This window comes from Acidobacteriota bacterium (assembly GCA_026707545.1).
In the GTDB taxonomy this organism is placed as follows: Bacteria; Acidobacteriota; Thermoanaerobaculia; order Multivoradales; family Multivoraceae; genus Multivorans.
Genome location: JAPOWR010000001.1, coordinates 2209248 through 2235012, shown reverse-complemented (window position 1 = coordinate 2235012; position 25765 = coordinate 2209248). Strand labels below are relative to the sequence as shown.

24 protein-coding genes are annotated in these 25765 nt (G+C 67.4%); 7 read left to right on the top strand and 17 right to left on the bottom strand.

Annotated elements, in window-relative coordinates:
• The first annotated feature begins 40 nt into the window (after positions 1-40).
• Together OXG83_08830 and OXG83_08825 are read left to right on the top strand one after the other, a co-directional pair.
• Complete coding sequence (locus tag OXG83_08830; protein MCY3965130.1) at positions 41-718, top strand: GPP34 family phosphoprotein; 678 nt, start codon at positions 41-43, stop codon at positions 716-718.
• A gap of 19 nt (positions 719-737) precedes the next feature.
• Entirely contained in the window at positions 738-1079 is a 342-nt protein-coding gene (locus tag OXG83_08825) for an STAS domain-containing protein (GenBank protein MCY3965129.1), read from the top strand.
• 23 nt (positions 1080-1102) lie between these two features.
• Here the strand turns inward: OXG83_08825 and OXG83_08820 are convergent, their stop codons facing one another.
• Positions 1103-2440 carry a Gfo/Idh/MocA family oxidoreductase gene (locus OXG83_08820; protein ID MCY3965128.1) on the bottom strand — a complete coding sequence of 446 codons (1338 nt, stop codon included), beginning with the start codon at positions 2438-2440 and terminating at the stop codon, positions 1103-1105.
• A 50-nt stretch (positions 2441-2490) separates the two neighbouring features.
• On the opposite strand from OXG83_08820, the gene OXG83_08815 reads away from it, so the two are divergent.
• Together OXG83_08815 and OXG83_08810 are read left to right on the top strand one after the other, a co-directional pair.
• Positions 2491-4494, top strand: a complete 2004-nt coding sequence (locus OXG83_08815; GenBank protein MCY3965127.1) for a PQQ-binding-like beta-propeller repeat protein — start codon at positions 2491-2493, stop codon at positions 4492-4494.
• A gap of 1 nt (position 4495) precedes the next feature.
• Positions 4496-5200 carry a hypothetical protein gene (locus tag OXG83_08810; GenBank protein MCY3965126.1) on the top strand — a complete coding sequence of 235 codons (705 nt, stop codon included), beginning with the start codon at positions 4496-4498 and terminating at the stop codon, positions 5198-5200.
• A gap of 44 nt (positions 5201-5244) precedes the next feature.
• Here OXG83_08810 and OXG83_08805 read toward each other — a convergent pair whose 3' ends face one another.
• Positions 5245-6351 (bottom strand): tetratricopeptide repeat protein, encoded by a 1107-nt coding sequence (locus tag OXG83_08805; GenBank protein ID MCY3965125.1) that lies wholly within the window; start codon positions 6349-6351, stop codon positions 5245-5247.
• A gap of 57 nt (positions 6352-6408) precedes the next feature.
• A complete protein-coding gene (locus OXG83_08800) occupies positions 6409-7419 on the bottom strand; it encodes an LLM class F420-dependent oxidoreductase (GenBank protein ID MCY3965124.1) in 1011 nt (336 codons plus the stop codon).
• Positions 7420-7552: 133 nt separating this feature from the next.
• Between OXG83_08800 and OXG83_08795 the strand changes: the two genes are divergently transcribed.
• Together OXG83_08795 and OXG83_08790 are read left to right on the top strand one after the other, a co-directional pair.
• A complete protein-coding gene (locus tag OXG83_08795) occupies positions 7553-8746 on the top strand; it encodes an aminotransferase class I/II-fold pyridoxal phosphate-dependent enzyme (protein MCY3965123.1) in 1194 nt (397 codons plus the stop codon).
• 97 nt (positions 8747-8843) lie between these two features.
• Positions 8844-10172, top strand: coding sequence for a tetratricopeptide repeat protein (locus tag OXG83_08790; protein ID MCY3965122.1), 1329 nt, complete (start codon positions 8844-8846; stop codon positions 10170-10172).
• An 8-nt stretch (positions 10173-10180) separates the two neighbouring features.
• Here OXG83_08790 and OXG83_08785 read toward each other — a convergent pair whose 3' ends face one another.
• The 8 genes from OXG83_08785 to OXG83_08750 form a co-directional block, all read right to left on the bottom strand.
• Entirely contained in the window at positions 10181-11596 is a 1416-nt protein-coding gene (locus OXG83_08785) for a hypothetical protein (GenBank protein MCY3965121.1), read from the bottom strand.
• Positions 11575-12363 (bottom strand): hypothetical protein, encoded by a 789-nt coding sequence (locus OXG83_08780; protein ID MCY3965120.1) that lies wholly within the window; start codon positions 12361-12363, stop codon positions 11575-11577. The genes OXG83_08785 and OXG83_08780 overlap by 22 nt, the downstream gene beginning before the upstream one ends.
• Positions 12364-12449: 86 nt before the next feature.
• The gene (locus tag OXG83_08775; protein ID MCY3965119.1) at positions 12450-13523 is read right to left on the bottom strand and encodes an MBL fold metallo-hydrolase; all 1074 of its coding nucleotides are present in this window, start codon (positions 13521-13523) and stop codon (positions 12450-12452) included.
• 145 nt (positions 13524-13668) lie between these two features.
• Entirely contained in the window at positions 13669-15390 is a 1722-nt protein-coding gene (locus tag OXG83_08770) for a GMC family oxidoreductase (protein ID MCY3965118.1), read from the bottom strand.
• A 22-nt stretch (positions 15391-15412) separates the two neighbouring features.
• Positions 15413-16045, bottom strand: a complete 633-nt coding sequence (locus tag OXG83_08765; GenBank protein MCY3965117.1) for a gluconate 2-dehydrogenase subunit 3 family protein — start codon at positions 16043-16045, stop codon at positions 15413-15415.
• 30 nt (positions 16046-16075) lie between these two features.
• Positions 16076-16552 (bottom strand): GNAT family N-acetyltransferase, encoded by a 477-nt coding sequence (locus tag OXG83_08760; protein MCY3965116.1) that lies wholly within the window; start codon positions 16550-16552, stop codon positions 16076-16078.
• On the bottom strand, positions 16549-18291 hold the full coding sequence (locus OXG83_08755) for a class I adenylate-forming enzyme family protein (protein MCY3965115.1): 1743 nt from the start codon (positions 18289-18291) through the stop codon (positions 16549-16551). The genes OXG83_08760 and OXG83_08755 overlap by 4 nt, the downstream gene beginning before the upstream one ends.
• On the bottom strand, positions 18288-19229 hold the full coding sequence (locus tag OXG83_08750; GenBank protein ID MCY3965114.1) for a hypothetical protein: 942 nt from the start codon (positions 19227-19229) through the stop codon (positions 18288-18290). The genes OXG83_08755 and OXG83_08750 overlap by 4 nt, the downstream gene beginning before the upstream one ends.
• Before the next feature lie 67 nt (positions 19230-19296).
• Here OXG83_08750 and OXG83_08745 point away from each other — a divergent pair, with 67 nt between their 5' ends.
• Complete coding sequence (locus OXG83_08745) at positions 19297-20169, top strand: DUF3667 domain-containing protein (protein MCY3965113.1); 873 nt, start codon at positions 19297-19299, stop codon at positions 20167-20169.
• A 23-nt stretch (positions 20170-20192) separates the two neighbouring features.
• Here OXG83_08745 and OXG83_08740 read toward each other — a convergent pair whose 3' ends face one another.
• The 6 genes from OXG83_08740 to OXG83_08715 all read right to left on the bottom strand — a co-directional run bounded on the left by OXG83_08740 (position 20193) and on the right by OXG83_08715 (position 25748).
• The gene (locus OXG83_08740; GenBank protein MCY3965112.1) at positions 20193-20618 is read right to left on the bottom strand and encodes a hypothetical protein; all 426 of its coding nucleotides are present in this window, start codon (positions 20616-20618) and stop codon (positions 20193-20195) included.
• Positions 20619-20740: 122 nt separating this feature from the next.
• Positions 20741-20959 (bottom strand): hypothetical protein, encoded by a 219-nt coding sequence (locus tag OXG83_08735; protein MCY3965111.1) that lies wholly within the window; start codon positions 20957-20959, stop codon positions 20741-20743.
• 22 nt (positions 20960-20981) lie between these two features.
• A complete protein-coding gene (locus OXG83_08730; protein ID MCY3965110.1) occupies positions 20982-21221 on the bottom strand; it encodes a hypothetical protein in 240 nt (79 codons plus the stop codon).
• Complete coding sequence (locus OXG83_08725; protein ID MCY3965109.1) at positions 21218-22801, bottom strand: sodium/solute symporter; 1584 nt, start codon at positions 22799-22801, stop codon at positions 21218-21220. Before OXG83_08725 ends, OXG83_08730 begins: the two co-directional genes overlap by 4 nt.
• On the bottom strand, positions 22798-23676 hold the full coding sequence (locus OXG83_08720) for a sugar phosphate isomerase/epimerase (protein MCY3965108.1): 879 nt from the start codon (positions 23674-23676) through the stop codon (positions 22798-22800). Before OXG83_08720 ends, OXG83_08725 begins: the two co-directional genes overlap by 4 nt.
• Positions 23673-25748, bottom strand: coding sequence for a hypothetical protein (locus tag OXG83_08715; GenBank protein MCY3965107.1), 2076 nt, complete (start codon positions 25746-25748; stop codon positions 23673-23675). Before OXG83_08715 ends, OXG83_08720 begins: the two co-directional genes overlap by 4 nt.
• Between the last annotated feature and the right edge of the window lie 17 nt (positions 25749-25765).

The window sequence follows — 25765 nt, the reverse complement described above, 5'->3', positions numbered from 1 at the left end:
CGGGCGCCTGGGAGCCTGACCGCGGAACGGTACGAGCCAATTGACTGAGAGCCCCCATCTGACGTTCGTCGAGGAGATCCTCCTCCTTCTCCTCGACGATGACACCGGCGCGATGAAGCGGGTCGCGCCGAACGTGATGGAACTGCTCATCGCCGGCGCCATCCTGATGGACCTCGCGCTACGCGGCCGAGTCGACTGCGACCTGCAGAAAATGGTCGTTGTCGATCCGACGCCGGTCGGCGAGGAGATCCTCGACGGTCCATTGGAGGAGATCGCCGGTTCCGACGATGAGGCCGATCCACGCACCTGGGTCGTCAGGCTCTCGGCCCGGAGCAAGGAAATCCAGGAAGCGGCGCTCAAGCGCCTGGTCGAGCGTCAGATCCTCCGCGTCGAAGACCGGAGTTTCCTGTGGGTGTTCGGTCGCAGGCGTTACCCGATGGTCGATGACCGGGAAGAGCGGGAAGTGAAACTGCGAATTCTGGATGTCCTGTTGAGCGACCGGATACCGGCGCCGAGGGACGTGGCCCTGATCTGCCTGGCCGACGCCTCGAACGCCTTCCAGGTCATTCTCAGCCCGCAGGAGCTGCGGCACGCGGCCGCGAGGATCGAGTTGGTCCGCGGCTTCGATCTGATCGGCCAGGCAATGAGCCGGGCGATCCAGAAGTCGGTTCAGGACATCGCCGCCGCCACGGCGACGGCCCACCACCCCTTCTATTGAGACCGGGAGAGCATTTGGCGTGATCGAGAGCACGAAGATCGGGGACGCGGTCGTCTGGGCCCCTGAAGGGCGCGTCGACGCCTCCAGTGCGCCTGACCTGGAGCAGGCCATGACGGAGAAGATCGGGGAAGGGGGCGTGCACGTCGTCCTGGACTTGAGCCGCACCCGCTACATGAGCAGCGCCGGCCTTCGTGTGGTGCTGGTCGTTGCCAGGGCTCTCCAGGCGAAGGACGGACGTTTCGCCGTCTGCGGCCTGAACGACGAGGTGAAGGAGCTGTTCGAAGTCAGCGGCTTCAGCCTGATCGTCAACATCGTGGCCGATCGTGACGCCGCGGTGGCCGCGGTGCAGCAGGCCGGCTGACGCTCGCGGCTAGCGCGCCGCTACTACAGCGCCCAGCCGTCCCGATACGCGGGCTGGATGTACTCCCGCGGCACGTCGACGCCGTTCGTCACCTTCAGCTTCTTCGGGTTCCAGACGATCTCCTGCTGGGAGCGGACCGCCAGGTTGCCCAGCAGGGCGGTCTCGGTCATCGGACCCGCGTGATCGGGGAAGTTGGAGCCGTCCGGGTTCGTGGTGCCCGACTTGATCGCTGCGAGCCACTGCTTGTAGTGGCCCTCGGTCCGCTCGTACTTCTCGGGCCGCGGGTTCTTCTCGATCTTCTCGTGCAGCTTCGCGGGGTGGAGCTGGGGCTTGCTGGCGTACATGTTGTCGACGATGACGCCCTTCGTGCCTACGAACAACTGGCCGCTGTTGCCGGGGGGCCACTTGCCTTCGTAGAACTTCGGCTTGGCCGGCCTCAGGTTGCCGTCGCGCCAGACGACGGTCATCTTCGGGCGGTTGCCGCGCGCCGGGTACTCGAACGTGATCCGGGTCGCGGCGGGAGCGGTCTCCCTGAACAACTGCGTCGACTCCGCGTAGATCGACGACGGATCTCTCAGATCGAAGATCCAGAAGGCCGCGTCCATGGCGTGACAGGCGATGTCGCCGATGGCGCCGGTACCGAAGTCCCACCAGCCGCGCCAGGCGAACGGGTGGTAGTAGTCGGAGTGGTAGGGCCTTTCGGCTGCGGGGCCGAGCCAGAGATCCCACTTCACGTGTTCGGGCACCTCGTGGACTTCCTTGGGGCGCTGCATCGCCTGTGGCCAGATCGGCCGGTTCGTCCAGTACTCCACCCGGTTCACTTCGCCGATCACGCCGGCCTCGATCCACTCCCGGATCAGCCGCGTTCCGTCGCCCGCGTGGCCCTGGTTGCCCATCTGGGTGGCGGTTCCCGCCTTGCGTGCCAACTCGCCGAGCATCCGGGCTTCCCAGATCGTTCGCGTCAGCGGCTTCTGGGTGAAGACGTGGAGACCGCGCTTGAGCGCCTCCGCCGTGATCACGGCGTGCGTGTGATCCGCGGTCGACACCAGAACGGCGTCGAGCTCGTCGCCATGCCGGTCGAACATCTCGCGGTAGTCGTGATAGCGCGGCGCATCGGGATGCGCGTTCATCGCCTGCTCGGCGCGCTTCCAGTCGATGTCGCAGAGGGCGACGATGTTCTCGCTCGCGACGCCTTCGATATCGCTGCGGCCCTTGCCGCCAGCTCCGACGGCGGCGATGTTCAGCTTGTCGCTCGGCGCTTCCTGACCGCGGCCGAGCACGTGGCGGGGAACGATCATCAGGCCCGCGCCTGCGGCCGTGGCGCCCAGCATGCTGCGGCGGGTCATCTCTTGCTCGGGCATAGCAAACTGCCTTTCTGTCAGGTTCGTTGTGCGCTAGGTTAGCGCATCCGATGAACCTGCTTCGCATCGCTGGACTGGGCGTCGTCTGGTCGATCGGGCTCACGTCCGTGCCCGTCGTGGCAGAGACCCGGGAGCAGGGCCGGTCCCTGTCCGGAGAGTGGCAGCACCACGGCGGCGACCACACGTCCAGCCGCTATTCGCCGCTCACCCAGATCGACGGCTCGAACTTCGGCCGGCTCGAGATCGCCTGGCGTTGGCGCACGGCGGACCAGGACGTGCCGCTGGACGTGCTGCCGGGCTACGACACGGGGTTCTACCGTTCCGTTCCGCTGATGATCGCCGGCCGCCTGTTCGCACCGACCAGCCTGGGCCAGGTGGCGCTGCTCGACCCGGTGACGGGTGAGCAGAAGTGGGTCTACAACCCGAAGACCTGGGAGCGTGGCGGCACGACGATGCGGCCGGTGGGCGCTCGCGGCATCGAGTACTGGACCGACGGCGAGAAGGAGCGCCTGTTCGTCGCCACGATCGGCCGCCAGCTCGTCTCGATCGATGCCGCCACGGGCCTGGCCGACCGTGCGTTCGGTGAGGACGGCGTGGTCGACCTGGCGCAGGATCTCGGCCCGGGCGAGTACGCGATCAGACACGTCACGCACGGCGCGCCGCCGATCGTGGTGGGCAACAGCGTGATCGTCGGCTCGAAGATCTTCGACTACTCGATCAGGAGCGACGCGCCGCCCGGCCATGTGCGTGCCTACGATGTCCACACGGGCGAGTTCAAGTGGCGCTTCAACACGATCCCGCGCGACGACGAGTACGGGGTCGAGACGTGGGAGAACGAGTCCTGGCGGACGGCCGGCAACGCGAACGTGTGGACGTCGATGAGCGCGGATCACGAACTGGGATACGTCTACCTGCCGACCAGCACGCCGTCGAACGACTACTACGGGGCCGACCGGCCGGGTGACAACCTGTTCGCCGAGAGCCTGGTCTGCGTCGACGCGGACACCGGCGAGCGCATCTGGCACTTCCAGACCGTCCGCCACGGCATCTGGGACTACGACATCGCCTCGGCCCCGAACCTGCTCGACATCGTCGTCGACGGCAAGCTGATCAAGGCGGTCGCCCAGGTCTCGAAGACGGGCTTCACCTACGTCTTCGACCGGGCCACCGGCGAGCCGGTCTGGCCGATCGAGGACCGGCCGGTAAACCACGAGTCGACGGTGCCGGGCGAGAAGCTGGCGGAGACCCAGCCCTTCCCGACGAAGCCGCCGGCCTTCGAGCGGCAGGGCGTGAGCGAGGACGACCTGATCGACTGGACGCCGGAACTGCGGGAGGAGGCGCTCGAGATCGCCGAGAAGCTGGTGCTGGCGCCGATGTTCCCGCCCCTGATCGTCAAGGGCGAGGGGGGGAAGGAGGGCGTGATGGTTGTGCCGGGGGCGGCCGGCGGCGCGAACCACCCCGGAGCGTCCGTCGATCCGATGACCGGCGTGCTCTTCGTCGAGTCGCAGTACCGCCCCACGGGCATGTCCCTGATCGAGCCGGATCGGGCCCGCGGCCCCGACTGGCGCTACGTGATCGCCTACGTCAATACGGGTGGTCCCCAGGGCCTGCCCCTGACCAAGCCGCCCTACCGGACGATCACCGCGATCGACCTGAATCGTGGCGAGCACCTCTGGCAGGTCCCCGTCGGTCCCGGCCCCAAGAACCACCCGGCGATCGCCCACCTGAACCTGCCGGATATGGGCACCTCCTATATCGGCATGCCGGCGGACGGCGGCCTGCTCGTCACCCGCACGCTGCTGATCGGCTTCCTGGCGCTGCGGGACGAAGAGGATCCCCGAACCAGCAGCGGCGGTTTACTGCGCGCCTACGACAAGGCGACCGGCGAGGTGCTTGCGGAAGTGGCGACCGATGTGTGGCTGCACGGTCCGCCGATGACCTACATGCACGAAGGCCGGCAGTACATCGTCATCGCTGGCGGCGGCGCCCGCAACCGCCGGATTCCTGATGAGTTGGTCGCCTTTGCGTTGCCGGAATCCGAGATCGGAGGTTGATGTGAGACGCTGCAGACTGTTCCTTGGCTTCGTGGCGCTTGCCGCTTTGCCCGCCACCGCCGTTGCCGAATGCGAGCCCCTGGAAGCCGAAGGCCCGGTGACAGTCGAATCCTGTCCGATCGAGAACGCCGGCTACCCTCTCGTGCGGGCCGAGATGACGGTTCCCGGCTCCATGTCGGCGGTCATCGCTCTGCTGGACGATGCGGCGGCGTGCCCCGATTGGCAGGCCATGTGCACCGAAGAAACCGCTGAGCCACTCGACGCCCCATTCCAGACCCTTCGCCAGCGCGTCTCCGGCAAGGGCATGACCCGGCGGATCTCGATGAACAGCGCGGCGTGGTGGCGGACCGCCGACGGCCGCGCAATCGGCGACATGATCGGCGCGGACGATCAGGCGCCTGCCTTCAAGGGTAAGCGCGTGCTCTGCATGCGCACCCGCTGGCTCCTGACCCCGGGCGAGGAAGATGGAACGGTCCACGTCGTCCAGGAAACCGTCAGCGACCCCCAACCTCCCTTCGGCATGGGCGCCCGGGTCGTGACGCCGCGCACCGCGAAGACGCTGCTCGAGACGTTCACGAACATGAGCACCCGACTCGCCAGCGGCCAGCACGGCGCCGGCCCGGAGATCGGGTCGTTGCCGTTGCTGGAGGCGGAGTTCCCGGACGTCGGCGCCGAGTTCGCCGCCTGCCAGGCGGCGCGTCGGTAGCAGCTCGCAAGCGCGCGGGGAGAGACCGCGCGCGGAGAGACAAATCAGTAATAGAGATTCGCGCCAAAGTCGGGGATCCGGCCGGCCGCAGCCAGCACGCCCCATTTGTCCAGTTTGTCCTTCGCTCGATCTGAGTCCCAGAATCTTGAGCAAAGCCTGAAGTAGTCCAAGACAACCTCTCGTTCACCGATCTCAAGGAGCTCCTTGGCGAGTGACATATTCGGTCCGAATGAATTGAGCTGGGGGGAACCCGTTGTGTTCCCGGCGGCAACCAACCGAGATCTCGCTTCTTCGATGTTGCCCGCTCGTAGTGCAATTCGACCCAGGACGAGGTTGCCGTGGTGGACACGGTTGCCAGAGTTCCATCCCGCTTCGGTGTTTTGCAGCATGAGCTCAGCATAGTGATGGGCCTGGTCGAGCTGATCCGCCGAGAACGCTGCTTTCGCCAAGTCTTCTAGAAGGGAATCTCGAAGCGGTCCGTCTGCAAGCCCGTACGCCTTTTGAAAGTGCTCAAGCGCCTTCTCGGAAGTCCTCAGATCGCCTCCCTCCGGTCCCAGCGCTCCCAAGCTGTTAAGGTGCCCGAGTTTTCTCGGCCATTCCGGGTTGGACGGATCGAGCGATTGGGCCCGCTCTAGCATTCTGATGGAGGTCCTACGGTCACCAAACTTAAAGAACTCGGCCGCGTGTCCCAACAGCTTGGCGTTCTCAGGTTCACGGTCGATCTGACTCATCCAGGCTTTCTTGGCCTCCGAATAGCCCTCCGAGTCAAGGATGTGGTGTATCTGTGAAGGAGGCGTTCCCAGGATTTCCGAGTCGGGCGAGTTGCGGATGAACCACAGCGCGTGTTCGCGTTTCGCTTCCTTCGCTGACTGATCGCGAAACGAACGCGACCCTCCGTAGTAGGCGAGAAGCTGCGTCCGCACAGCTACATCACTCGGATCCATGGCCAGTTTCGCTTCGAGCGATGCGACCTGTTCAGGCGTGAGGTTCCGGCCTTCCACGATGGCATTGCGGACACTCGTGTCGCTGGAGGACCGCTCGGGACTTTCTTGAGGCAGGTTAGTGGATTGAGCGGCAAGAATCGCCGGACAGAGACCGATGACAAGAACGGCGACCATGTTAGCCATCAGGGGTGTTGGGGTCTTCATCATGGTTCCTCCCATCTCGTTGGAGTTCGTGGCATTCGACGCGTCGTGGAACCTCGTCTCTTAGCCCAGCACGATCTCCGCGGCCTGCCGCAGCTCGTCCTTGCTCGCGGCGCCGACCATCAGTGTCGTCACGTCGCTGTCTTCGAAGGCCTGGAGGCGGTCCCTGATCCGTTCGGCTGAGCCGACGAGGGAGATCTCGTCGGCGAACTCGTCGGGGACGGCGGCGACTGCTTCTTCGCGCTTGCCGGTCATGAAGAGTTCCTGGATGCGCAGGGAGTCTTCCTCCCAGCCCATGCGGGCCATCAGTTCGCGGTGGAAGTTGCGTTTCTTGGCGCCCATGCCCCCGACGTAAAGGGCCAGAGACTGCTTGATCGGCAGTAGGGCCTCGGCGATGTCGTCATGAACGCGGAGGCGGGCGCCGTAGGGGATTTCGAAGCCGTCGCGCTTGCCGGCCAGGGACTCGGCATAGACCTCGGGCCGGTAAGGCGAGTAGTAGAGGGGCAGCCAGCCGCTGCAGAGTTCGGCGGCGAGAGCCACGTTCTTCGGCCCTTCGGCGCCGAGGAAGATGGGGAGATCGGAACGCAGCGGATGGACGATCGATCGGAGCGGCTTGCCGAGTCCCCAGGAGCCTTCGCCGGTGTAGGGGAGCGGGTAGTGCTCGCTGTGCTGGGTCACGGGTTCCTCGCGGGCGAGGATCTTCTGGATGATCTCGACGTAGGCGCGGGTGCGGGACAGCGGCTTGCCGAAGGGCTGTCCGTACCAGCCCTCGACGACCTGCGGACCGGAAACGCCGAGACCGAGGATGACCCGGCCCTTCGACAGGTGGTCGAGTGTCATCGCATGCATGGCCGTCGAGGCCGGCGTGCGCGCCGAGATCTGGGCGATGCCGGTGCCCAGGCGGATCTTCGACGTGTGGGCGCCGATCCAGGCCAGCGGCGTGAACACGTCGGAGCCCCACGCCTCCGCGGTGAAGACACAGTCGTAGCCGAGCGCCTCGGCCTCGATGGCGATGTCGAGGAAGTCCGGACGCGGTCCCGCTCCCCAGTAGCCGAGTTGAAGTCCGAGTTTCAGCGCCATGGGGCCGCACCCTAGCGCAGCAGGATCGTCGCCGCTACGCGGCGCAGCTTGCTGGAAGCCGGCGAGGACGCCGGCGCACCCAGTTCCTGCCGCGCCAGTTCCTGGCAGCGCTTGATAGCTTGCGCCCGTGTCGGTGAAGGACCAGTTCGACGGCCTCCGGATCGGGGACCTGGAGGCCCGCACCGGGTTCAAGTGGAGCCGTTACACCGCGAACGGGAGCGGCATTCTGCCGGCCTGGGTGGCGGACATGGACTACCCCATCGCGGAGCCGATCCAGCGTGTCGTGCGGCGTCTCGTCGAGACGTCCGACCTCGGCTACTGCGAACCGCCCGAGATCGGCAACCTGCCGGAGATCTTCGGCCAGCGCATGGAGGAGCAGCTCGGTTGGACGATTGAGCCGGAGCGGATTCGCTTCCTCGTCAACGCGCTCCAGGGGCTCGACCTCTCGGTCATGCTGGGCGCCGGGAAGGGCGAGGGGGTCGTGATCCAGACTCCGATCTACCCGCCCTTCCTCGAGGCGGTCTCCGGCACCGGCCGGCGGCTCGTGGAGTCACCGCTCCGTCGGGGGGCGGAACGGTTCGAGATGGACCTGGACCAGTTGCGGGCGACGATCGACGAGGACACCCGCCTGTTCATGCTCTGCAACCCGCATAACCCGAGCGGCCGGTCGTGGACGCGGAGCGAACTGGAGGCGGTGGCCGAACTGGCGATCGAGCACGACCTGATCGTCCTCGCCGACGAGATCCACAACGAGCTCGTGTTCCCCGGGCACGAGCACACGGTGTTCGAGACCCTGGGCCCCGAGGTCAGGGAGCGGACGGTCACGATCACGTCGGCGACCAAGTCGTTCAACCTGGCCGGCCTGGAACTCGCGCTGCTCGTCTTCGGGAGCGAGAAGCTCAAGAAGCGGTTCGACGAGCTGCCGCATTTCGTTCTCGCGCATCCCGGCATCCTCGGCGTCGAGGCGGCGAGAGCGGCCTGGCGCGACGGCGGGCCGTGGCTCGAGGAAGCCGTCGCCTACCTGGACGCGAACCGCGCCTTCCTGACGGAGTTCCTGAACCGCCGCCTGCCAGGGATCGTCCACGGTCCGCAGGAGGCGACCTACCTGTACTGGCTCGATTGCAGCGGACTCGACCTGCCGATGCCGGCGTCCCGGTTCTTCCTGAAACGGGCGAAGGTGGCGCTCAACGACGGCGCGGAGTTCGGCCCACCGGGTTCGCCGCTCGGATTCGAGCGCTGCACGCGGCTCAACTTCGCCACCTCGCGGGCCATCCTCGAGGAGATCGTGGAGCGGATGGCCGCGGCGGTCGAGACGGCCTGACGAAGTGATCGCCGGGGGCAGGGCCGGCAGCCGAAGGCGCGCGAGCCGCGTCGCGCGCAGCGCGCTCCTCCTTCCCCTGCTGGCCGGAACGCCGGCCATGTCGCCGGCCCAGCCTCCTGCCGACCCGTCCGGCGAAATGCCGGATGTCCAGTGCCTCCGCCTGCTGCGCAGTGCCCGGATCGCGGAACTCAAGTCGCAGCCGGACGTCGAGGCGGCGTGGCTGAGGAGAGCCCGCAACGAGTGCAACCAGCCGACCACCGCACTGCTCGCCCTGCTTCGGGCGCATCTTCGAAATCCGCTCCCCGAAGGGGAGATCCAGGAGGTTCGCAAGGACCTGATCGCTGCCTTCGATGACCCCGCCTCGGCACCGCCGCCGGGGGTACTGGAGTTCATCGCCCGTGAAGACGAGTCGGACGAGACGGTGCTGCTCGCCTCCCGCCGGCTCGTTGAACGGCGGTTGTCGTCGCCCGACGTCGACCGTGCGCGCTTCCTGCGCTTGAAGGCGCTTCTCTCCCAGCGCCTCGGGGATCGTGCGGAAGCGACGGAGGCCCTGGGAGAGCTCCGGGCGATGGAACCGAAGAACGAGGAGATCGCCTGGGCGCTGCTGCGCCTTCTCAGCATTCAGGAGCACTGGGACAGAGCCGCCGAGCTTCTTGCCGAAATGGCGGAGAACGGAGGGCCGACCGTCCGCTCCCTCTACGCTCGGACCCTCGCTCGCGCGGGTCGCGTCGAGGACGCAAGCGAGCAGCTCGAGGTCCTCGCCGGAGAGATCGACCGCGAGGATGCCCTCGCGCTCAACAACTATGCCGCCGAGGTTCTTGCCGCGGCCTGGAGCCTGCGCGACTCCGGCCGCCTCGAGGAGGCGGAGCGCCTCTTCCGCCTCGCGGAGGAACATGCGCCGTCCCAGGGGTGGCCCAGCGTGGAAGCCGGGGGCGCGCTCGTTCACCTCTACGGCACGGTGGAGGAGCGGACCGCGCATCAGACCGCGGTCGCGGACAGATGGCAATCCGTCAGCGACCCGCAGTCGCTGCTGAACGAGGGTGCCAACCAGTTGGCCTCGGGCAACTTCGACGAGGCGATCGAGTTATTGAAACGGGCGGTCGGGGAACTGGGACACCTGGAGGCCGTCTGGTACAACCTGGGTTTCGCGGCCTACCGGGCGGAGCGCTGGGAAGAGGCCTGGCAGGCGCTCGACCGGGCTTCGGAGCTGAACGATCAGCGGGCCGATACGTTCTTCTTCAGCGGCATGGCGATGGTCAGCCTGGAACGATGGGAGGAGGCCATCCCGCGGCTTCTGCGGGCTCTCGAACTGGACCCGGAGCGTCGCCACGCCCACTACCAACTCTGGGTTTGCTACAGGTCGCTCGGACTCGAGGCCGAAGCCAGCAGGCACAAGGAGGCGTACGACGCGCTGGGCGACGGGTGAACGGGGCGTCAGAACCTGCGGACGTAGCGCTCGAACTCGGCCTGAACTTCCTCGGAAGTGAACCCGAACGCGGCCGCCATCGCGTCGCGTCCCGAGTAGCCCTCGGTGAGGTAGAGCAGCATGCTGGCGAACGGCTTCTCCGTTTCCCACTCCTCCCTGCCGTGCTGCAGGAAGTGCGTGAACAACCACGAGAATCCGTAGTACTGCCGGTAGCGCTCGCCATAGAACGTGTCCCGGCCCGCTTCCATGAGCTCGGTCACGGTCGGCGCGTCGCCGCTTCGGAGGTCCGAGCGGGCCTCCCGCAGACTCCAGTTTGCCCTGCTTCGCAGGCGCCGGACAGGGGCGGCGTGGAAGATGACGTACTTGCCATGGCTGATCTCGCCGGGAATCAGGCGGCCCTTCTCGATCTTCGAGTTGCCGAAGTACTCGGCCAGCCCCTCCTCGGCCCATCGGGGCAGCTCCTTTCCGGGCGCGGTCAGGTGGCTGTCCCGGAATGCGTGGAAGGCCTCATGGAGCATCGTGTGCAGCAGGTAGTCGGAATCTTCGACCTCCTGGTGGAAGGCCAGGAACCCGGGCGAACGGTAGAAGCCGGTACCGAAGCCGGAACCGCCCAGTTGCGTTTGCAGACGCTCCAGGTTCTCCTGCCGGCTGTAGAGATAGACGACGGTCTTGAAGTTCTCGGCGAACGGCTCGAGGTGCGGATCGAAGAGCCGGTGGAAGACCTCGAAGACGGCCTCCATGTTGCCTGCCAGGATCTCGATCTGCGATTCGTCCTCGGCGTCGCTGATCACGATGAAGCGCGGCGTCTCGCGGCGCCGCCGGTGTTCCCGGTCGATGTACTTCTCGGCTGCCTCGACGGCCCGGGTCAGTGCGCGTCCGCGTTGTTCGCGGGTCAGCGGCCGGGTGGAAAGGGGCAGGCTGCCGAGCCGCACCAGGACTCCGAGTTCCGGGTCGGGCCGTCCGCGCTCGTCGGCGACCCGGTTCCCGCGGGAATCGGGGCTCTGGAACTTCATGCGCCAGGAAAGGGTCGAGGCCACGGGGTTGTCGTTCGCATCCCGAGCCGGTCCATAGCGCCATCCGCCGACCCGGGTCTCGACGTGCGATCGGAGCAGGTCGTCGAACTCGGACGGCGGGTCGATCGCGAGCACGTGAACGTCGGAGACCTTCCCGGTCGCGTCGATCTCGACCCGAACCTCGACCTCCGGGTCGATGCCGCTGCCTGCCATCTCGTACGGTGTCGTGAGTTGGAAGCTGCGAATCGCTACTGGACCGGTGGCGATCTCAGTTGCCGGTTCCTGTGCCGCGACCGTCGCGGAGCTGGCCGCGAACCAGCACAGGATCAGACGAGCGGCGGCGCCCTGAAACCTCGAACTGTGGGCGGCGTTCCCCGCCGCCGCCTCGGTCAGTCGCCGGAGACCGGCCACTCCAGGATCCGGCGCTTGCCGGGTGCCTCGGGGCCACCATCGACGACTGCCTGCGGCCCGCGCGTCGAAGCGTCGGGGAGGAAGGAACGAAGCCAGGCAGTGGCGACGACTTCGGCGATGCCGAGGATCTCGCCGCGGCTGCTGCGCGGGTGCGTTGCGGCTGTTTCCACCAACTCGACGAGTCCACGTTCGGCGGCGCCGGCAGGGAAGCCGAAGACTCCGCAGAGACGTCCCGTTGTCTCGTCGTCCAGGGCCACGACCCGTGTGCCCACGAGGTCGCCGTCTCCCAGGGGCTCCATCGCCGGATGTGGTTCGACCAGGACCTCCTGGCGGCTGGTCACCTCCTCCAGTGCGATCAGGCCGTTCTCCGAACCGATGCGGTAGAGCTGCAACCGGCTTCCGACCAGTGCCTCCAGCCAGCGACGCTCCGTCACCTCCAGCAATAGACCGCCCGCTCCCAGCAGTTTGTCGGCGAAGCTGAAGGAGCGGCAATCGCCCTCTTCGGCGTCCGGCTCGAAGCGCCCCTGGGCGAGAAGGCAACTCATCGCGTTGGCGAAGAAGGTGGTTTGATCGCGGCCGCTGCGGGTCTGTAGCTGCTCTTCGAGGTCGATCCGTTCCTGGTCGTCCAGGCCGATCAGGAACTGGTCCTCGATCGCCCATTCGACCTCCTCGCCGTACCGTTCCAGCAGCCAGCCGCTAGCCCGTTCCACCGCGCGGTCGAGCGCGGAAACGCCTACGGAGAGGGGAGCAACTTGCTGCTGTTCCATGCCAGGATGCTAACGGTGTTTCGTTGTAAATACCACAAAATGCGGAACTTAGCGAAATCGGCACGTGTTCCCCGAGTCCTGCCGCCCTATGCGGAATCGCTGTTTTCGGGGTCTCCGTCGGCGTCCATCCTGCTGTAAGCCGTCTGGACGCAGTGGATCTTCAGGGCGTCCGGCGCGGTAGCCAGGAACCCCTGCCACTCGATCTCGGCGATCGCTTCCTCGGGACTCAGACCCTGTTCGTGGGCGGCGGACGCCTGGTTCCAGAAGTCGGACAGGAACTGCCTGAGGGCATCGACCTGGGCCATGTCGCTGAAGGTCGGGCCGTGGCCGGGAAGGATGAGATCGAACTCGAGCTCCTCGAAGCGGTCGAGGGTGTCGAGCCACTCGTCAACGTAGGCGTCGCCGATGTACGCGGCACCGGCGAGGACGAGGTCGCCGGTGAAAACGACCCGCTCGTTCGGCAGCAGGACGACGACGTCGCCGCCGGTGTGGCCGCGACCGAGGTGGAGCAGCTCGATCGGCCGGTCCCGGCCCTCGAAGGTGCGGTGGATCGTCATGCGGCTCGTCAGGGTGACGTTGGGCGGCGTCGGGTCCGTTTCGCCGATCGCCACGTAGTGGGCCTCCTGGGCCCGAATCTCGTTGAGCTTCTGGTCCTTCTCCTCGCCGTCCTTCATCGCGTCCGCCTCCTCCTTCCAGGCGGCGATCTGGTTCGGAATGTTCCCGGTGAAGATCGAGGCGGTCGGCTGGCTCATCACGTCCGTCATCAGCATCGCACGGGTGAACTCGTGGCCGACGATCGCGGTGTCTTCGGGGAACGCCTGGTTCCCGTGGGCGTGGTCGAAGTGGTAGTGCGTGTTGACGAGATGCGTGACCGGCTTGTCCGTGACTTCGGCGATCGAGGTGAGCAGGGCGCGCGCCGCGGCCGGCGTGACGTGGGAGTCGACGACCAGGGCGTCCTCGTCGCTCAGGACCAGCATCGCGTTGCTCTGCACGAAGATGGACCCCGTACCGACGATGAAGTAGACGCCGGGGGCCACCTCTTCGAAGGTGTGTGTTGGCGGCGGGCCGGGGTCACCGGCACAGCCGGTGAGGCCGGCTGTCAACGCGAGGACGCAGATGCTGGCGAGTGCGATTCTTGCGATTCGGTAGTTCGGGCACATGGGAGTTGCTCCTCTCCGTTCGGTTCCCAGAATCATAGATCCCCGGGTGGCGCGGACCGCGTCACCCGCGAGCCAGTCCATGCGCCCGTCATCGGGCGCATTGAAGATGCCTGCGCGGCCGGATCTGACGCCTTCTTCCGGCACGTCACAGTTCCAGGCGGCGCATCTGTCGCACCGCGTAGTCGCAGGCGCGGGCGGTGAGCGCCATGTAGGTCAGGCTCGGGTTCTGGCAGGCGGACGACGCCATCGCCGCGCCGTCGGTGACGAACAGGTTCGGCACGTCCCAGGACTGGCACCAGCCGTTCAGTACGGAGGTCGCGGGATCCCGGCCCATCCGCGCCGTGCCCATCTCGTGGATCGCGAAGCCGGGCAGGGAGTTGCGGTTGAAGGTGCGGATGTTCCTGGCGCCGAGCGCTTCGAGCATCTCGGCGGCGCGGGTCTGGATGCTCTCGCGCATCGCCTCTTCGTTCTCGCCGTAGCTCATCGTGATCCGCGCCGCGGGGATGCCCCAGCGGTCCTCGAGCTCAGGGTCGATTGTCACGCGGTTGTCGGGGTTCGGCAGGTTTTCGCCGAAGCCGCTGAAGTTCAGACGCCAGGGCGCGAGCCCGCGCAGGCTCGCCTTGTAGTCGGCGCCGAAGCCGGGCTGGCCGATGCCGCCCTGCCACAGTGTTCCGCGGCGGGCGCCGCACTGATAGCCGAAGCCGCGCAGGAAGCTCTTCTCACGGGTGGCTTCGGCCCGGTCGCCGTCCAGGTTGACGAAGCGCGGCAGATAGCAGGAGTTGGGCCGGCGGCCGAAGGTCGTCTTGTCTTCCAGGCCGTCCAGGTTCCCGTTCGCGCCGACCTGGAAGATGTGGTCCATCAGGTTGCGGCCGACCTGGCCGCTGGAGTTCGCCAGGCCTTCGGAGAAGCGGGGAGTCTTCGAGTTCAGGAGGATGCGGGCCGACTCGATCGTCGACGCGCACAGGAAGACGATGCGGCCGCGCACCTCGATCGACTCCATGGACTCGGCGTCGATCAGGTGAACGCCACTGACGCGATCCGTCTGCTCGTCGTAGACCAGGTTGCGGACGACGCTGTTGGGGCGCACGGTCAGCCGGCCGGTCTCCTCGGCCGCCGGCAGCGTGGCGTTCAGGCTGGAGAAGTACGACCTGCTGATGCAGCCGCGGCGGCAGATGCCGCAGTAGTGGCAGGCGCGGCGGCCAAGGTGATGTCTGGTGAGTACAGCAACCCGCGCCGGCGTGAACCGGCGCGTGCCGCCGAAGGCGCGGTCGAGGCCCTCGCGGACGCGCTCCTCCATGCAGGTCTGGGCGATCGGCGGCAGGAACTTCCCGTCCGGAAGCTGCGGCATGTTCTCGGGCTGGCCGGCGATGCCGACGAACGACTCCACGTGGTCGTACCACGGTGCGAGGTCGCGGTAGCGGATGGGCCAGTCCGTGCCGTAGCCGTCGCGCGCGTTCGCTTCGAAGTCCAGGTCGCTCCAGCGGTAGCTCTGGCGTCCCCAAAGCAGGGACCGCCCGCCGACGATGCGGGCGCGGATCCACAGGAACTCCTGGCCGCCCTCGCCGATCGAGTACGGGTTGTCGATGTCGTCGACGAAGAACTTCCCCGACCACTCGTCGCAGGCGGCGGCGCGGCTCTGGACCGGTTGACGCTCGGCCTGGTGCTTGCGGTCCCGGAGCCCCCGGTAGGGCATCTGCCAGGGCGGCGTGTGCTCGCTGTAGTCGCGCTCGGGAATGACCGGCGGGCCGGCCTCGAGCACCAGCGTCTCCAGGCCCTTCTCGGTCAGCTCCTTCGCCGCCCAGCCGCCGGTGATGCCGGAACCGATGACGATCGCATCCCAGGTCTTACGTTCGATGATCTGGACCATTGCTTCGTGTATCCGCAGGGCTTCAGGCGTCCTCGATGTCGACGCAGGGGTCCCAGCGTCCGGGAACGATGCGATAGCCGAGTTCGGACTTCATGCCGGCCTCGGAGGTGTAGTAGCCGAACAGTGTGAGCCACTTGACCAGGTCGAAGAAGGGCTGCTCGTGGAGCCGGTTCACACTACGCGAGAAGGCGCGGCCGTCTCGTTGGGCGATCGCTTCGTCCTGGGCCTCGGTCAGAAGATCGTCCTGCGCCGGGCCTTCAAGGTCGACGAAGCCGGCAGCCTCGGGGTAATGCTCGCGGGCGCGGTTGTCGAAGCGGTCGAGCTCGGCGAGCAGGTGATCCCGTGCCGCGTCCGGCAGCCAGCCCTCCAGCAGCCGGTCGACGAAGGCCGGGATCCCGGCGTCGCCGGCGCCCGGAGTGTCGGTGGCCGGCAGGATACGTTCCGCGATTGCGTCGAGAGTGCGCGCCTGATGTTCCGAGAGGACGGTCAGCGTAGGCGGCTCGCCGGCCGTCTCCTGTTGCGGGTGCAGGTGGAGATGCGCGATGTGTGGATTCGCGAACAGCTCCGCCGGCAGGAACGGCAGTGCCGCGGCGCCGCCGATCACCTGCAGGGCCCGGCGCCGGCCCAGGGTCTCGTTTGCTCGGCTCGTGGCCATCGGGCCGGATGTTAGCGCCGCCGGAGGCCGCTAGACCTGCTTCAGCTTCTTCTCGAAGCAGAGGCTGTGCGGGTCGTAGGCGTACTCGTTGTAGCAGGGGATCTGGGCGTAGCCGAAGGAGCGGTAGAGGCCGATCGCGGCCGGCTGCCGCTCTCCCGTCTCGAGGCGCAGCGACTCGTAGCCGAAAGCCGCTGCCCGGGCTTCGAGCTCCTCCAGGATGCGGCGTCCGAGCGCCTTCCCACGGTACTCCGGGACGACGTACATCCGCTTGATCTCGGCCCGCTCGGCGCTCAGGCGGCGCAGGGCGCCGCAAGCCACGGCCTCGCCGTCGCCGGTGCGGCCGAGGAGCAGGCAGCAGCCAGGGGCGTCGAGCTTGTCCGGCTCGACGCTGTAGATGCTGTCCGCGGGATAGAGCTCGCCGAGTTCGCGGTCGAGCGCTTCGTGCAGGCGGGCGAAGGCCGGGTCGGCGGGATCTCCGGGTTCGATCCGGATGATGTCCGCGGTCACTGAAACTCCGGAGCCTCGCGCAGCATCTGGTCGCGCAGGGTCCGCTTGTGGATCTTCTCGGTGGCGCCGCGGGGCAACTGCTCGTCCTGCAGCCAGACGTAGCGCGGCACCTTGAAGCGGGCGAGATGCTCGCCGACGTGGACTCGCACATCCGCTGCGTCGAGTTGCGTTCCGTCCTTGGGCACGACGACCACGGCGAGTTCCTCGCCCAGCCGGTCGTCGGGGACGCCGAAGGCTGCGGCCTCGTAGACTGCGGGATGCTGGTAGACGACCCGCTCGATCTCGGCGCAGTAGATGTTCTCGCCGCCGCGGAGCACCATGTCCTTCTTGCGGTCGCGGATGTAGAGGAAGCCGTCCTCGTCGATCTCGGCGATGTCGCCGGTGCGCAGCCAGCCGTCCTGGATCGTCTCGGCCGTGGCCTCGGGGCGGTTCCAGTAGCCGCGGATGTTCATCGACGACTTCATGATCAGCTCGCCCTGCTCGCCGGACGGCAGTTCGTTGCCGTCGTCGTCGATGATCTTCAACTCGACGATGGGGCAGGGCTTGCCGCAACTGTCGGGCTTCTCGACCAGGCCCTCGTCCGTGTTGCCGGCGCCGCCGGCGTTCGTCTCCGTCATCCCCCAGCCGAAGGACCAGTGCTTGTCCGGCATCAGGACCTGCAGCCGGTCGACCATGCCCCCGGGGATCGGCGCGCCGCCGCCGGAGACGGCGATCAGGCTGCGCAGGTCGCGCTCCTGGAGCGACGGCGACTGAAGCATCTCCCAGGTCATCGTCGGCACGCCGTTGAAGGAGGTGACCCGCTCGCGCTCGATCAGTTCCAGGCCGATCTCCGGATTCCACTTGTACATCATCACGATCTTGCGGCCGACCCCGAAGGAGGCGAGGAGACCGGCGTGGCTGCCGCTGACGTGGAACAGGGGCAGAGGCATCAGGATCGAGGGCTGGAACTCGGGGTTCTCCTCCGGTTCCTCGAGCAGGCCCATGGCGATCCGCTGGGCGCCGTAGAAGCCCCAACTGCCGATGCCGCTGAGGACGCCCCGGTGGGTGGAGACGGCCCCCTTCGGGAACCCGGTCGTACCGGAAGTGAAGAGGATCGTCACGTCGTCGTGGGGGCCCAGGTCGATGTCGGGCATCGGCTGACCGGTCGCTTCACGCCAGACTTCCTCGAAGTCGTCGACGCCCTCGGGGAGCTCCTCTTCCCAGCGCACGCCGATGCTCTTGACGCCGAGGCCCGGCAGCTTGCTCGCCACCCGTTCGTAGCGCTGCTGGTCGAAGAAGGCGAGCCTGGCGCCGGAGTCCCTGAAGCCGTACTCGAGCTCTTCGCCCGACCACCAGCCGTTCAGCGAGACGGAGATCGCGCCGGACGACGTGATCGCCATGAAGGCGATCACCCATTCCGGGAAGTTCCGCATGCCGATCGCCACCCGGTCGCCCTTCTTCACGCCGTATCGGTGGATCAGCTGGTGGGCGATGGCGGCTGCTCGCTCGTAGGCCTCGGCGTAGGTCAGCCGGGTGTCCTGGAACACCAGGAAGTCCTTGTCGCCGTGGTCCTCGCGCGCCTGGTCGTAGACCTGGCGGAGCGTCGGGGGCAGGTTCTTGAACACCTGGTAGTCGACGCCGCGCACCGTTTCGGTCACCAGCTCCCAGTCCGCGCCCGGGGCGGTCAGGTGGGCGACCGACTCGTCGTAGGTCATCTCGCCGTGGATCGGCTCCGTCTTCGTGTCACGCATGTCGTTCATGCCATCGCCGCCCGTTCTTCGTCGTAACCCTTGAAGGAGTGCTTGAGGGTTGCGTGGTTGAGAATCATCTCGGCGACGGGCTCTCTCGACTCCGCGTCCAGGTAGGTCGTCCTGACCCAGTACGACTCGGTGCGCCGGCTCTCGCTCAGGGCGACGATTTCGCGGTCGAGCAGGTAGTCGTGACCGACGAACAGGGGGCCGTTGATCATCCGGATCTGCTGGCCCGCGAAGAGCCCAAGGGCCGGGCCGCGGGTGAGGAAGCCGGATTTACGATTCGAGTAGCCGGCCAGCACGCTGAGCATCTCGCGCGGGATGATGGCCCGTCCCCAGGGCGATTCGCCCCCCTGGTCTTCGGTGTACCAGGGTGAGGGCTCCGTGATCGCGCCCAGTTTCTGGTTGAGGCTGAACGGATAGAGCTTCCCCATGTGCTGGTCGAAGTCCATCCTCACTTCTTCCAGGCCCTTGCCCTTCATCCCGACTTCGAGGTCGCGCATGATGACGAGAGGCCCGGGCGGCCGCAGCCGGGCCATCCGGGTCGCGATCTCGGAGGATTCGACATCGCCGCCGATCGAGGCGGTGCCGATCAGCACTTCCGTGCCGTCGGCCTTCTCAGCCCGGATGCGGACCTGGGTCTGGCCGCCTTTCGGCTGTTCGACGTAGGCGCGCACGTGCTCGCCCTCAATGACCATGTTGCGGTAGTGAGCGCTGAGGCAGCCGGTCTCGAACCACTCCTTGCCCCACAGGCCGTAGAGGAGGGGATCGAACTGGCTGAAGTGGGTCGGTCCTTCGATGGGGCCGCCGGCCTGGAAGCCCATCCGTTCCGCGGTCGAGTCGTCGTGGATCGACAGGTGCCCGCCGTACTCCTGCTCGGCGAGCATCTGTTTGGGGGAGCGTAGCGGTCCGCAGATGGTTGTCGGCGTGTCGAAGGCTGATGCCATGGAGACCTCCTGTTCGGGAAGGCGCTAAGTCTAGAGGCATTGGCGGTTCGCCGTGAGATGATGAGGCGTGGCGAAGATTCCTGGCGAGGACGTCGTCATCCGGAGCGTCGAGTCGGCGCTGGAGGGGAAGGCAGCTGAGATCGAGGTCTGCCCGAACTGCGGCTCCGACCAGGTCGACAGCTACTGCGCCGCCTGCGGCCAGCGCGCCGGCGACCTGCATACATCGGTGGGGCAGTTCATCCGCGACGCCATGGACGGCCTGTTCTCGTTCGACTCGCGAGTTTGGCGTACGTTGATCGCTCTCGTTTTCCGTCCGGGGTTGCTGACCGTCGAGTACTGGCAGGGGCGGCGTGTCCGCTACGTGGCGCCGCTGCGCCTCTACCTGTTCGTCAGTTTCTTCACCTTCCTTCTGCTCGCGGTTGTGGCCCGAGGCAACATCGTCGACACCGAGGGCGACAGCCCGGGCGCTCCCGTCCGGTTCTCCATCACGGAGTCGGAAGACGCGGATGAGGAAGCCGGATGGCTCGTTGATCGCGTGTTGCGGCCGATCATGGAGGACACGGAGGGCTTCGAGGCCCTCTTCGTGCGGCGGCTGCCTTGGATGTTCTTCGCCCTGGTACCACTCTTCGCTGCTCTCCTGCGGTTGATGTATCGCCGTCGCGAGCGGTTCTATGTTCCGCACCTCGTCTTCGCGCTCCACTTCCACGCCGCCGCCTTCCTTGTGTTCATCGCCGGGAGGGCAGGGGAACTCCTGTGGCCACCGCTGTCCAGCTTCGCTTTCCTCGCGATTCTCGTCGCGCTCTTCCTGTCGCTTCGGCGGGCGTACGAAGAGGGGTGGTTCAGGACCACAGTCAAGGAGTTTGTACTTCTCCTCGTGCACGGGTTCGCCATCTCCATGGGCACCCTTGTCCTGATGATCGTCACAGGGCTTTCGCTGTAAGCAGGGAGAGTTCGTAGGGCGGGCTATCCGCCGCCGGCGATGCCCTGCGCGATCGCGCCGCGCACGGCGGCGCCGGCTCGCTTCCCGGAGACGGCGTCGACGGCGTGGAAGTCGACATGGCGGCCGTGTTCCACGTACTCGACCCAGTACGGGTAGCAGCACGGTTCGGAGCGGAGCAGGCGGCCGCGTTTCCGGCGGCGCTTGCCTCGGGCGGCCATCAGCAGGACGCGGCCGGCAAAATCGGCCGCCCGCTCTTCCGCTTTGACGGGCTCGAGCTCGGGTGGCAGGGGCTCGGGTCCCGGCGCAACGTTGACGTCCTGTAACCGGATGTGTGCCGCCTGGCCGCTCAACCGGCAGACGAGAATCGCGAGTTGCTCGTCAGAGTTCACGCGTCCGGCCGCATCGGCTTCCAGCGCCTCATAGACGACGAGCCAGTGGGGCAGGTACACGAGTTCCAGGGCCAGGGGCCGGCCGCCCCTGAGTCGGCGCCGCCGAGCGCGCTCAAGCAGGCGGCCCGCCTCCTCCAGCGCGATCTTCGGCGTGATCGCCGGGACCGACTGAGGCGGCTCGGTCAGCGCTTCCGCGCTTTCCTGGAGCGGTCGCGACTACCGTAGAGCATCAGCACGGCGGCCGCCAGCAACAGGGCGGCGCCGGCGGCGGTGCCGAGCGCGAGGTCGATCGTTTGGGCGGCGGAGAAACCTCCAACGAGAACGGGGATCGACAGCACCGCGAGGAACACCCCGAGGATGCGGGCAGTGGAGCGGTCGCGGCTGGTGTGATCGGTGGTCATGGTGTTCTCAGGAGCGGTCGGTCTAAGCCAGCAGGAGGTAGATCACGAGGTAGGGCACGATGAACAGCGCCGCCCAGACTCGGAGGTCCCGCCACTTCGCGCGGTCGGGCGCTCCGCGGAGCACCCAGTCGGGGCGGAGCCGCCACACGGCGACCGCCGGCAGGATGAGCAGCAGCGCCACGGCGATGCGGGCGCTCCACAGCGGCAGCGCACCCATCGCGGCGTCGATCGGTCCGAGGACGAACTCGAGGATCGTTCTCATCGGGTCGCACCCTCGTCCTGAAGCCGGGCGACCCGGCTTCGCAACGCTGCCTGGACAGCCTCGTCATTCCGCACCTCGCCCCAGACCAGACCGCGCAGGCGTTCCGGCGGTTCGGGCGGCGTCAGCCGGCTGACGAGCCAGGTGACGGCGAGGGTGAACACGAAGGACCACCAGGCGACGAACAGGAACGGCTCCTCGGACGGGAACAGCCCGTCCATGGCCGGGCTGTTCAGCAGCAGACATAGCCCGACGCCCGAGACCAGACCCGCAGCGCCGCCGTAACGGTTCGCTCCGCGCCACAGGATGCCGAGCAGGAGCACGGCCAGCGTCGGCCCCTGGATCAGGGAGAAGACGGTCTGGATCGCGTTGTAGATGTTGCTGAAGCGTTGCTCGATCTCGGGCGCGATGAAGGCGGCGACGAGAAGCAGTACAGCGGACAGGATGCGACCGAAGCGGAGTTCCGCCGCTGTACCGAGCTCCGCCCGGCCCAGGCGCCGCCGGAGTCGCCCCAGCAGGTCGCGGCTCCAGAGGGTCGCCGCCGAGTTCAGGTGGGAGTCGACACTCGACATCAGCGCCGCCAGGAAGGCGGCGAACATCAGGCCGCGCAGGCCCGGCGGCAGCAACTGGGCGATGAGGCTCGGCACCGCCTCGTCGGCGTTCTGGAGGTCGGGGACGATCAGGATCGCGGCCAGTCCCGGCAGGGCGACGAGCAACGGGATGAACAGCTTGAGGAAGCCGGCGAGAAGCACGCCGGCCTTCGCGTCCCACTCGCTGCGCGCGCCGAGCGCTCTCTGCACGATCGTCTGGTTGCCGGTGTAGTAGGCGATGGAGAGGACGATGCCGAGACCGAGCACGATCCCGGTCCAGGGGAAGGGAGTCGTCGTGTCGTGCGGCAGGTAGAGCGAGAAGTGGTCCGCGTACTGGGTGCCCTGGTTGAGCACCCCGTCCCGAAGGGCCGCCAGTCCGCCGACTTCGTAGAGAGCGCGCGCGACCAGGGCGGCGCCGCCCACGAACATGATGATGAGCTGGAGCACGTCGGTCATCACGACCGCGGCCAGGCCGCCGCTGATCGTGTAGATGCCGACGATCGCGGTCGTGATCCAGATCGAAAGCTGTGGATCCCAACCGAGCACCGTCCGCATGAGCAGCGCCGTGGCGTGAATCATGATCCCGAGGTTCAGCACCAGGATGACGCCCCAGGCCAGAGCGAGGAAGCTGCGCACGCCGCTGCCGTAGCGCCGGCCCAGGAACTCCGGCACGGTGTAGACGCCGCTACGCCAGTAGAAGGGAACGATCAGGAACGCGGCGATCAGGAGCGCCGGCATCGAGCCGAGCCAGTCGAAGTTCGCCTGGGCGAGGCCGTAACGGTAGGTGCCCCCGGCGACGGCGATGAAGTCCGTGGCCCCGATGTCGCTGACGACGATCGACATGCCGATCGCCCAGAACGGCAGGGCGCGGCCGGCCAAGAGGAAGTCGCCGCTGGTCTTGACGTAGCGGCTGAAGGTCGTGCCGATGACCAGGATCCCGGCCAGGTAGACGAGGACGATCGCGGTGTCGAGCCCGGAGAGGCCCCAGGTCATCGCGCGTCGGCTTCCAGCGTCGCCGCGCCGATTGCGGTCGCGGTCCGGAGGTACCTGAGACTCACCTCGATGTCGCGCTCTGGTGCTCCGCCGGCTTCCGCGGTCTCGTCCTGCTCGACGACGAACAGGCGCACGCCGCACTCAAGCGCCGCCTCGACGCAACCGGCGATGTCGACGTTGCCTTCGCCCAGCGGCCGGAACCAGCGCTCGGACGTTGCCTGTCCGGCCGTCCGCTCCTCGGGTCGTCCGGGGAGCAGGCCGTCCTTCAGGTGGAGGAGTTGCACCCGATCGCCGAGTTCCCTGATCAGAGCCACCGGGTCCGAGCCGGCGAAGGCGGCCCAGTAGGTGTCCAGCTCCAGACCCCATCCGTCGTGGGAGCGCCGCGAAACGAGGGTGTGCAGACCGTCGCGGCCAAGGCGGTCCGGCCTGCCGTCATCGAAGGGCAGGAGTTCGAACTCGTGGTTGTGGTACGCGAAACGGAAACCGCCGGCACGGAACCGGTAGCTCAGCAGGTCCAGGCGGCGGCCGAGTTCCAGGTAGTGCGCGCGGCTCCCGTCTCCGCGCTGGGCTTCGTCAAGCCATGGACAGACGAGCACCTCGCAGTGGAGTTCGCGGTAGGTCTCCATCACCGCGGCGGCCTCCTCCTCGAGTTCGGCCAGCGGTACATGGGCGGCCGCCAGGGTCAGGCCTCGCTCGGCGAAGAGTTCGTTCAGTTCACGGGTCGTGCGGCCCCAGAGCCCGCCGAACCACTCGACCTGTCGGTAACCGGCTTCGGCTGCCTGATCCAGAGCGGTCTCGAGGTCTTCCCGCGCCTGCCGCCGGAGCGTGTAGAGCTGGAGTGCAACGAGCGGTCCACCCGGTTCGGGGGCCCTCACTCCGCGGCCCCGCCTGCCGTTTCTTCGATCAGGCCGTGGTAGAGGCCGAGGTAGTACGGAAGCAGGAAGCTCGCCCCGTCCGCCAGGTAGCGGCCCTGGCCGCCGTGGTCGAGGCGCCACGGGTCGTGGTTCCAGTGGTTGACGAAGCGCTCGTCGATCGGCAGGACGCGGCCGTCGATCAGGTGACCCCGCAGGCCGCGGCGTTCCTCTTGCTGGGGCAGCAGGACGACGTCGAGCCGGTGACTGTTGGAGAGTGCCCAGTCGAAGCGGTCGACCGGGTAGAGGATCAGGCTCTCTACCGCGTCGTCCAGGGGAAAGTCGTCGCGACGGTAGGCCTCGTCGTCGAAGGCGTCGCGGTAACCGTTGCCGTCGATCGCGGCGGCGTGGATGAAGTCGAACAGGGGGTTCCGTTCAGGCCGCAGGACCTTCCAGTACTGGCGCAGCGAGTGAGCGACGACGCTGCGCACCGCCGCGTCCCGTTCGTACCTCAGGAGGTGGTAGAAGTTCATGAACGCCATCTCGTCGTCCGACTGGTTGCCGGTACCTGGGCCGCTCTGGACCTTGGGGTTGCGCAGGTTCGCCAGGTAGGCGTGGTCCTCGATCAGGGTGCGGGCGGCCAGGGCGAGGCGTTCCCGGCTGGCGTCGTCCTCGGCCATGTGCTCGGCGATCCGCAGGTAGGTCAGGTAGGAAAGCGAGTTCAGCCCGCGCTCCTCCCACCAGTCCTGGTCGTCGTTCAGTTGCGCCGGGCCGAACACCGCCCAACGGGTCCGTCTGCCGTCGTGGTCGACCAGCGAGCCGCCGTGGTCCATCAGGTGGTCGACGATCGCGAGCACGGTTTCGCGGACCTCCGCGCGCTCGGCATTGCCGTCGGCAACGAGGTCGTAGTACAGGGCATAGAAGAAGAAGTGGCCGTCGAGCTCGTCGGAGCTCGTGTCGCTCTTCCAGTACCACTTGCCGTCGGCGCTCGTGGGCCAACGGGGATCGATCACCTTCCAAAGGCCGTCCCGCTCCTCGCGGAACCGGCGGTCGCTCTCCACGCGGCCGGCATTGGGGTCCGGGCCGTCCGTCGGCAGGATCGTGCGGGCGACGAAGCCGGGCTCGGCGGGAGGCGTGCCGCCCTGGGTCACGAGTTGGAGGAAGCGAAGCGCCTCGAACGCCTGGCGTGCGTTCTCGCGCGCCTCCGGCTCGCCGGTGACCGCCCAGCGGAAGCACTCGGCGGCGCCGTACATCGAGGTCCACAGGCCGTCGTTGTCGCTGTCGGACTGGCGGAACGTCGACGTGTCGCCGGGGTTCTCCAGCGCCACGCCCAGGACGTAGCCGTACGACGTGCGACGGTGGAAGCGGTCGATCGCCTGGTGGAAGCCCTGCGCCTTCTGCCGCAACGTCATCGGACGCAGGTGGATCCTGCCGGGCCCGGCGGCGGTCTCCACCCGTACCGTGCCGTCCCGGTCGACGTCGACCCACAGCACGTGGTCGTGGGGCAGCCAGCGCCGTCCCTGCCGGTACTGCCAGCGGGGCGGCTCGTCAGGGGAAGCGCCGGGGATCAGACGGACGAGACCGCGGGTGGTGCCCGCCCAGATCGAGCCGTCCGGTGCCGCGGCGAGGCTCGTGAAATCGTTCCAGGGCAAGCCGTCGTGGCGGTCGTAGAGCCGCCAGGCTCCCGTGACTTCGTCGAGAGCGCCCAGACCCTGCGGCGAGGCGAACCACAGCCTGCCGTCGTAGTCGAACTCGACCGCCCGCACGTCGACGGGCGCCCAGCTTCGGTCGCCGTCGCGCGGGAACAGGCGCCGCCAGACGGTCTCGGAGCCGTCCCGCAGGTAGACGCCGGCGGACGTGGCGGCCGCGACCCGGATCGCGGCATCCGTGATGACCTCGCGGACTTCGCCGGGGGCGTGGAGTGTGCGGGCTGGAGTCGGCGCTGCGGTAGGCGGGCCGTTCACTTCGACGGCGGGTGGCAAGTACTCCGCGACCTGTTGCAGGAACGGCTCGACGTGGACTGGCAGGTCCGTCTGGGCCGCTAGGGCGTGCGGCGACAGAAGGAAGGTAAGGAGCAACGCTGCGCGCAGGTTCACGCCGGGAAGACTAGCCT

Bases quoted from the DNA above. Each gene is read 5' to 3' on its own strand.
- OXG83_08820 (MCY3965128.1), bottom strand. From the start codon at position 2,440: ATGCCCGAGCAAGAGATGACCCGCCGCAGCATGCTGGGCGCCACGGCC.
- OXG83_08815 (MCY3965127.1), top strand. From the start codon at position 2,491: ATGAACCTGCTTCGCATCGCTGGACTGGGCGTCGTCTGGTCGATCGGG.
- OXG83_08730 (MCY3965110.1), bottom strand. From the start codon at position 21,221: ATGAGAACGATCCTCGAGTTCGTCCTCGGACCGATCGACGCCGCGATG.
- OXG83_08790 (MCY3965122.1), top strand. From the start codon at position 8,844: ATGTCGCCGGCCCAGCCTCCTGCCGACCCGTCCGGCGAAATGCCGGAT.
- OXG83_08735 (MCY3965111.1), bottom strand. From the start codon at position 20,959: ATGACCACCGATCACACCAGCCGCGACCGCTCCACTGCCCGCATCCTC.
- OXG83_08780 (MCY3965120.1), bottom strand. From the start codon at position 12,363: ATGGAACAGCAGCAAGTTGCTCCCCTCTCCGTAGGCGTTTCCGCGCTC.
- OXG83_08750 (MCY3965114.1), bottom strand. From the start codon at position 19,229: ATGGCATCAGCCTTCGACACGCCGACAACCATCTGCGGACCGCTACGC.
- OXG83_08725 (MCY3965109.1), bottom strand. From the start codon at position 22,801: ATGACCTGGGGCCTCTCCGGGCTCGACACCGCGATCGTCCTCGTCTAC.
- OXG83_08765 (MCY3965117.1), bottom strand. From the start codon at position 16,045: ATGGCCACGAGCCGAGCAAACGAGACCCTGGGCCGGCGCCGGGCCCTG.
- OXG83_08770 (MCY3965118.1), bottom strand. From the start codon at position 15,390: ATGGTCCAGATCATCGAACGTAAGACCTGGGATGCGATCGTCATCGGT.
- OXG83_08755 (MCY3965115.1), bottom strand. From the start codon at position 18,291: ATGAACGACATGCGTGACACGAAGACGGAGCCGATCCACGGCGAGATG.
- OXG83_08775 (MCY3965119.1), bottom strand. From the start codon at position 13,523: ATGTGCCCGAACTACCGAATCGCAAGAATCGCACTCGCCAGCATCTGC.
- OXG83_08805 (MCY3965125.1), bottom strand. From the start codon at position 6,351: ATGATGAAGACCCCAACACCCCTGATGGCTAACATGGTCGCCGTTCTT.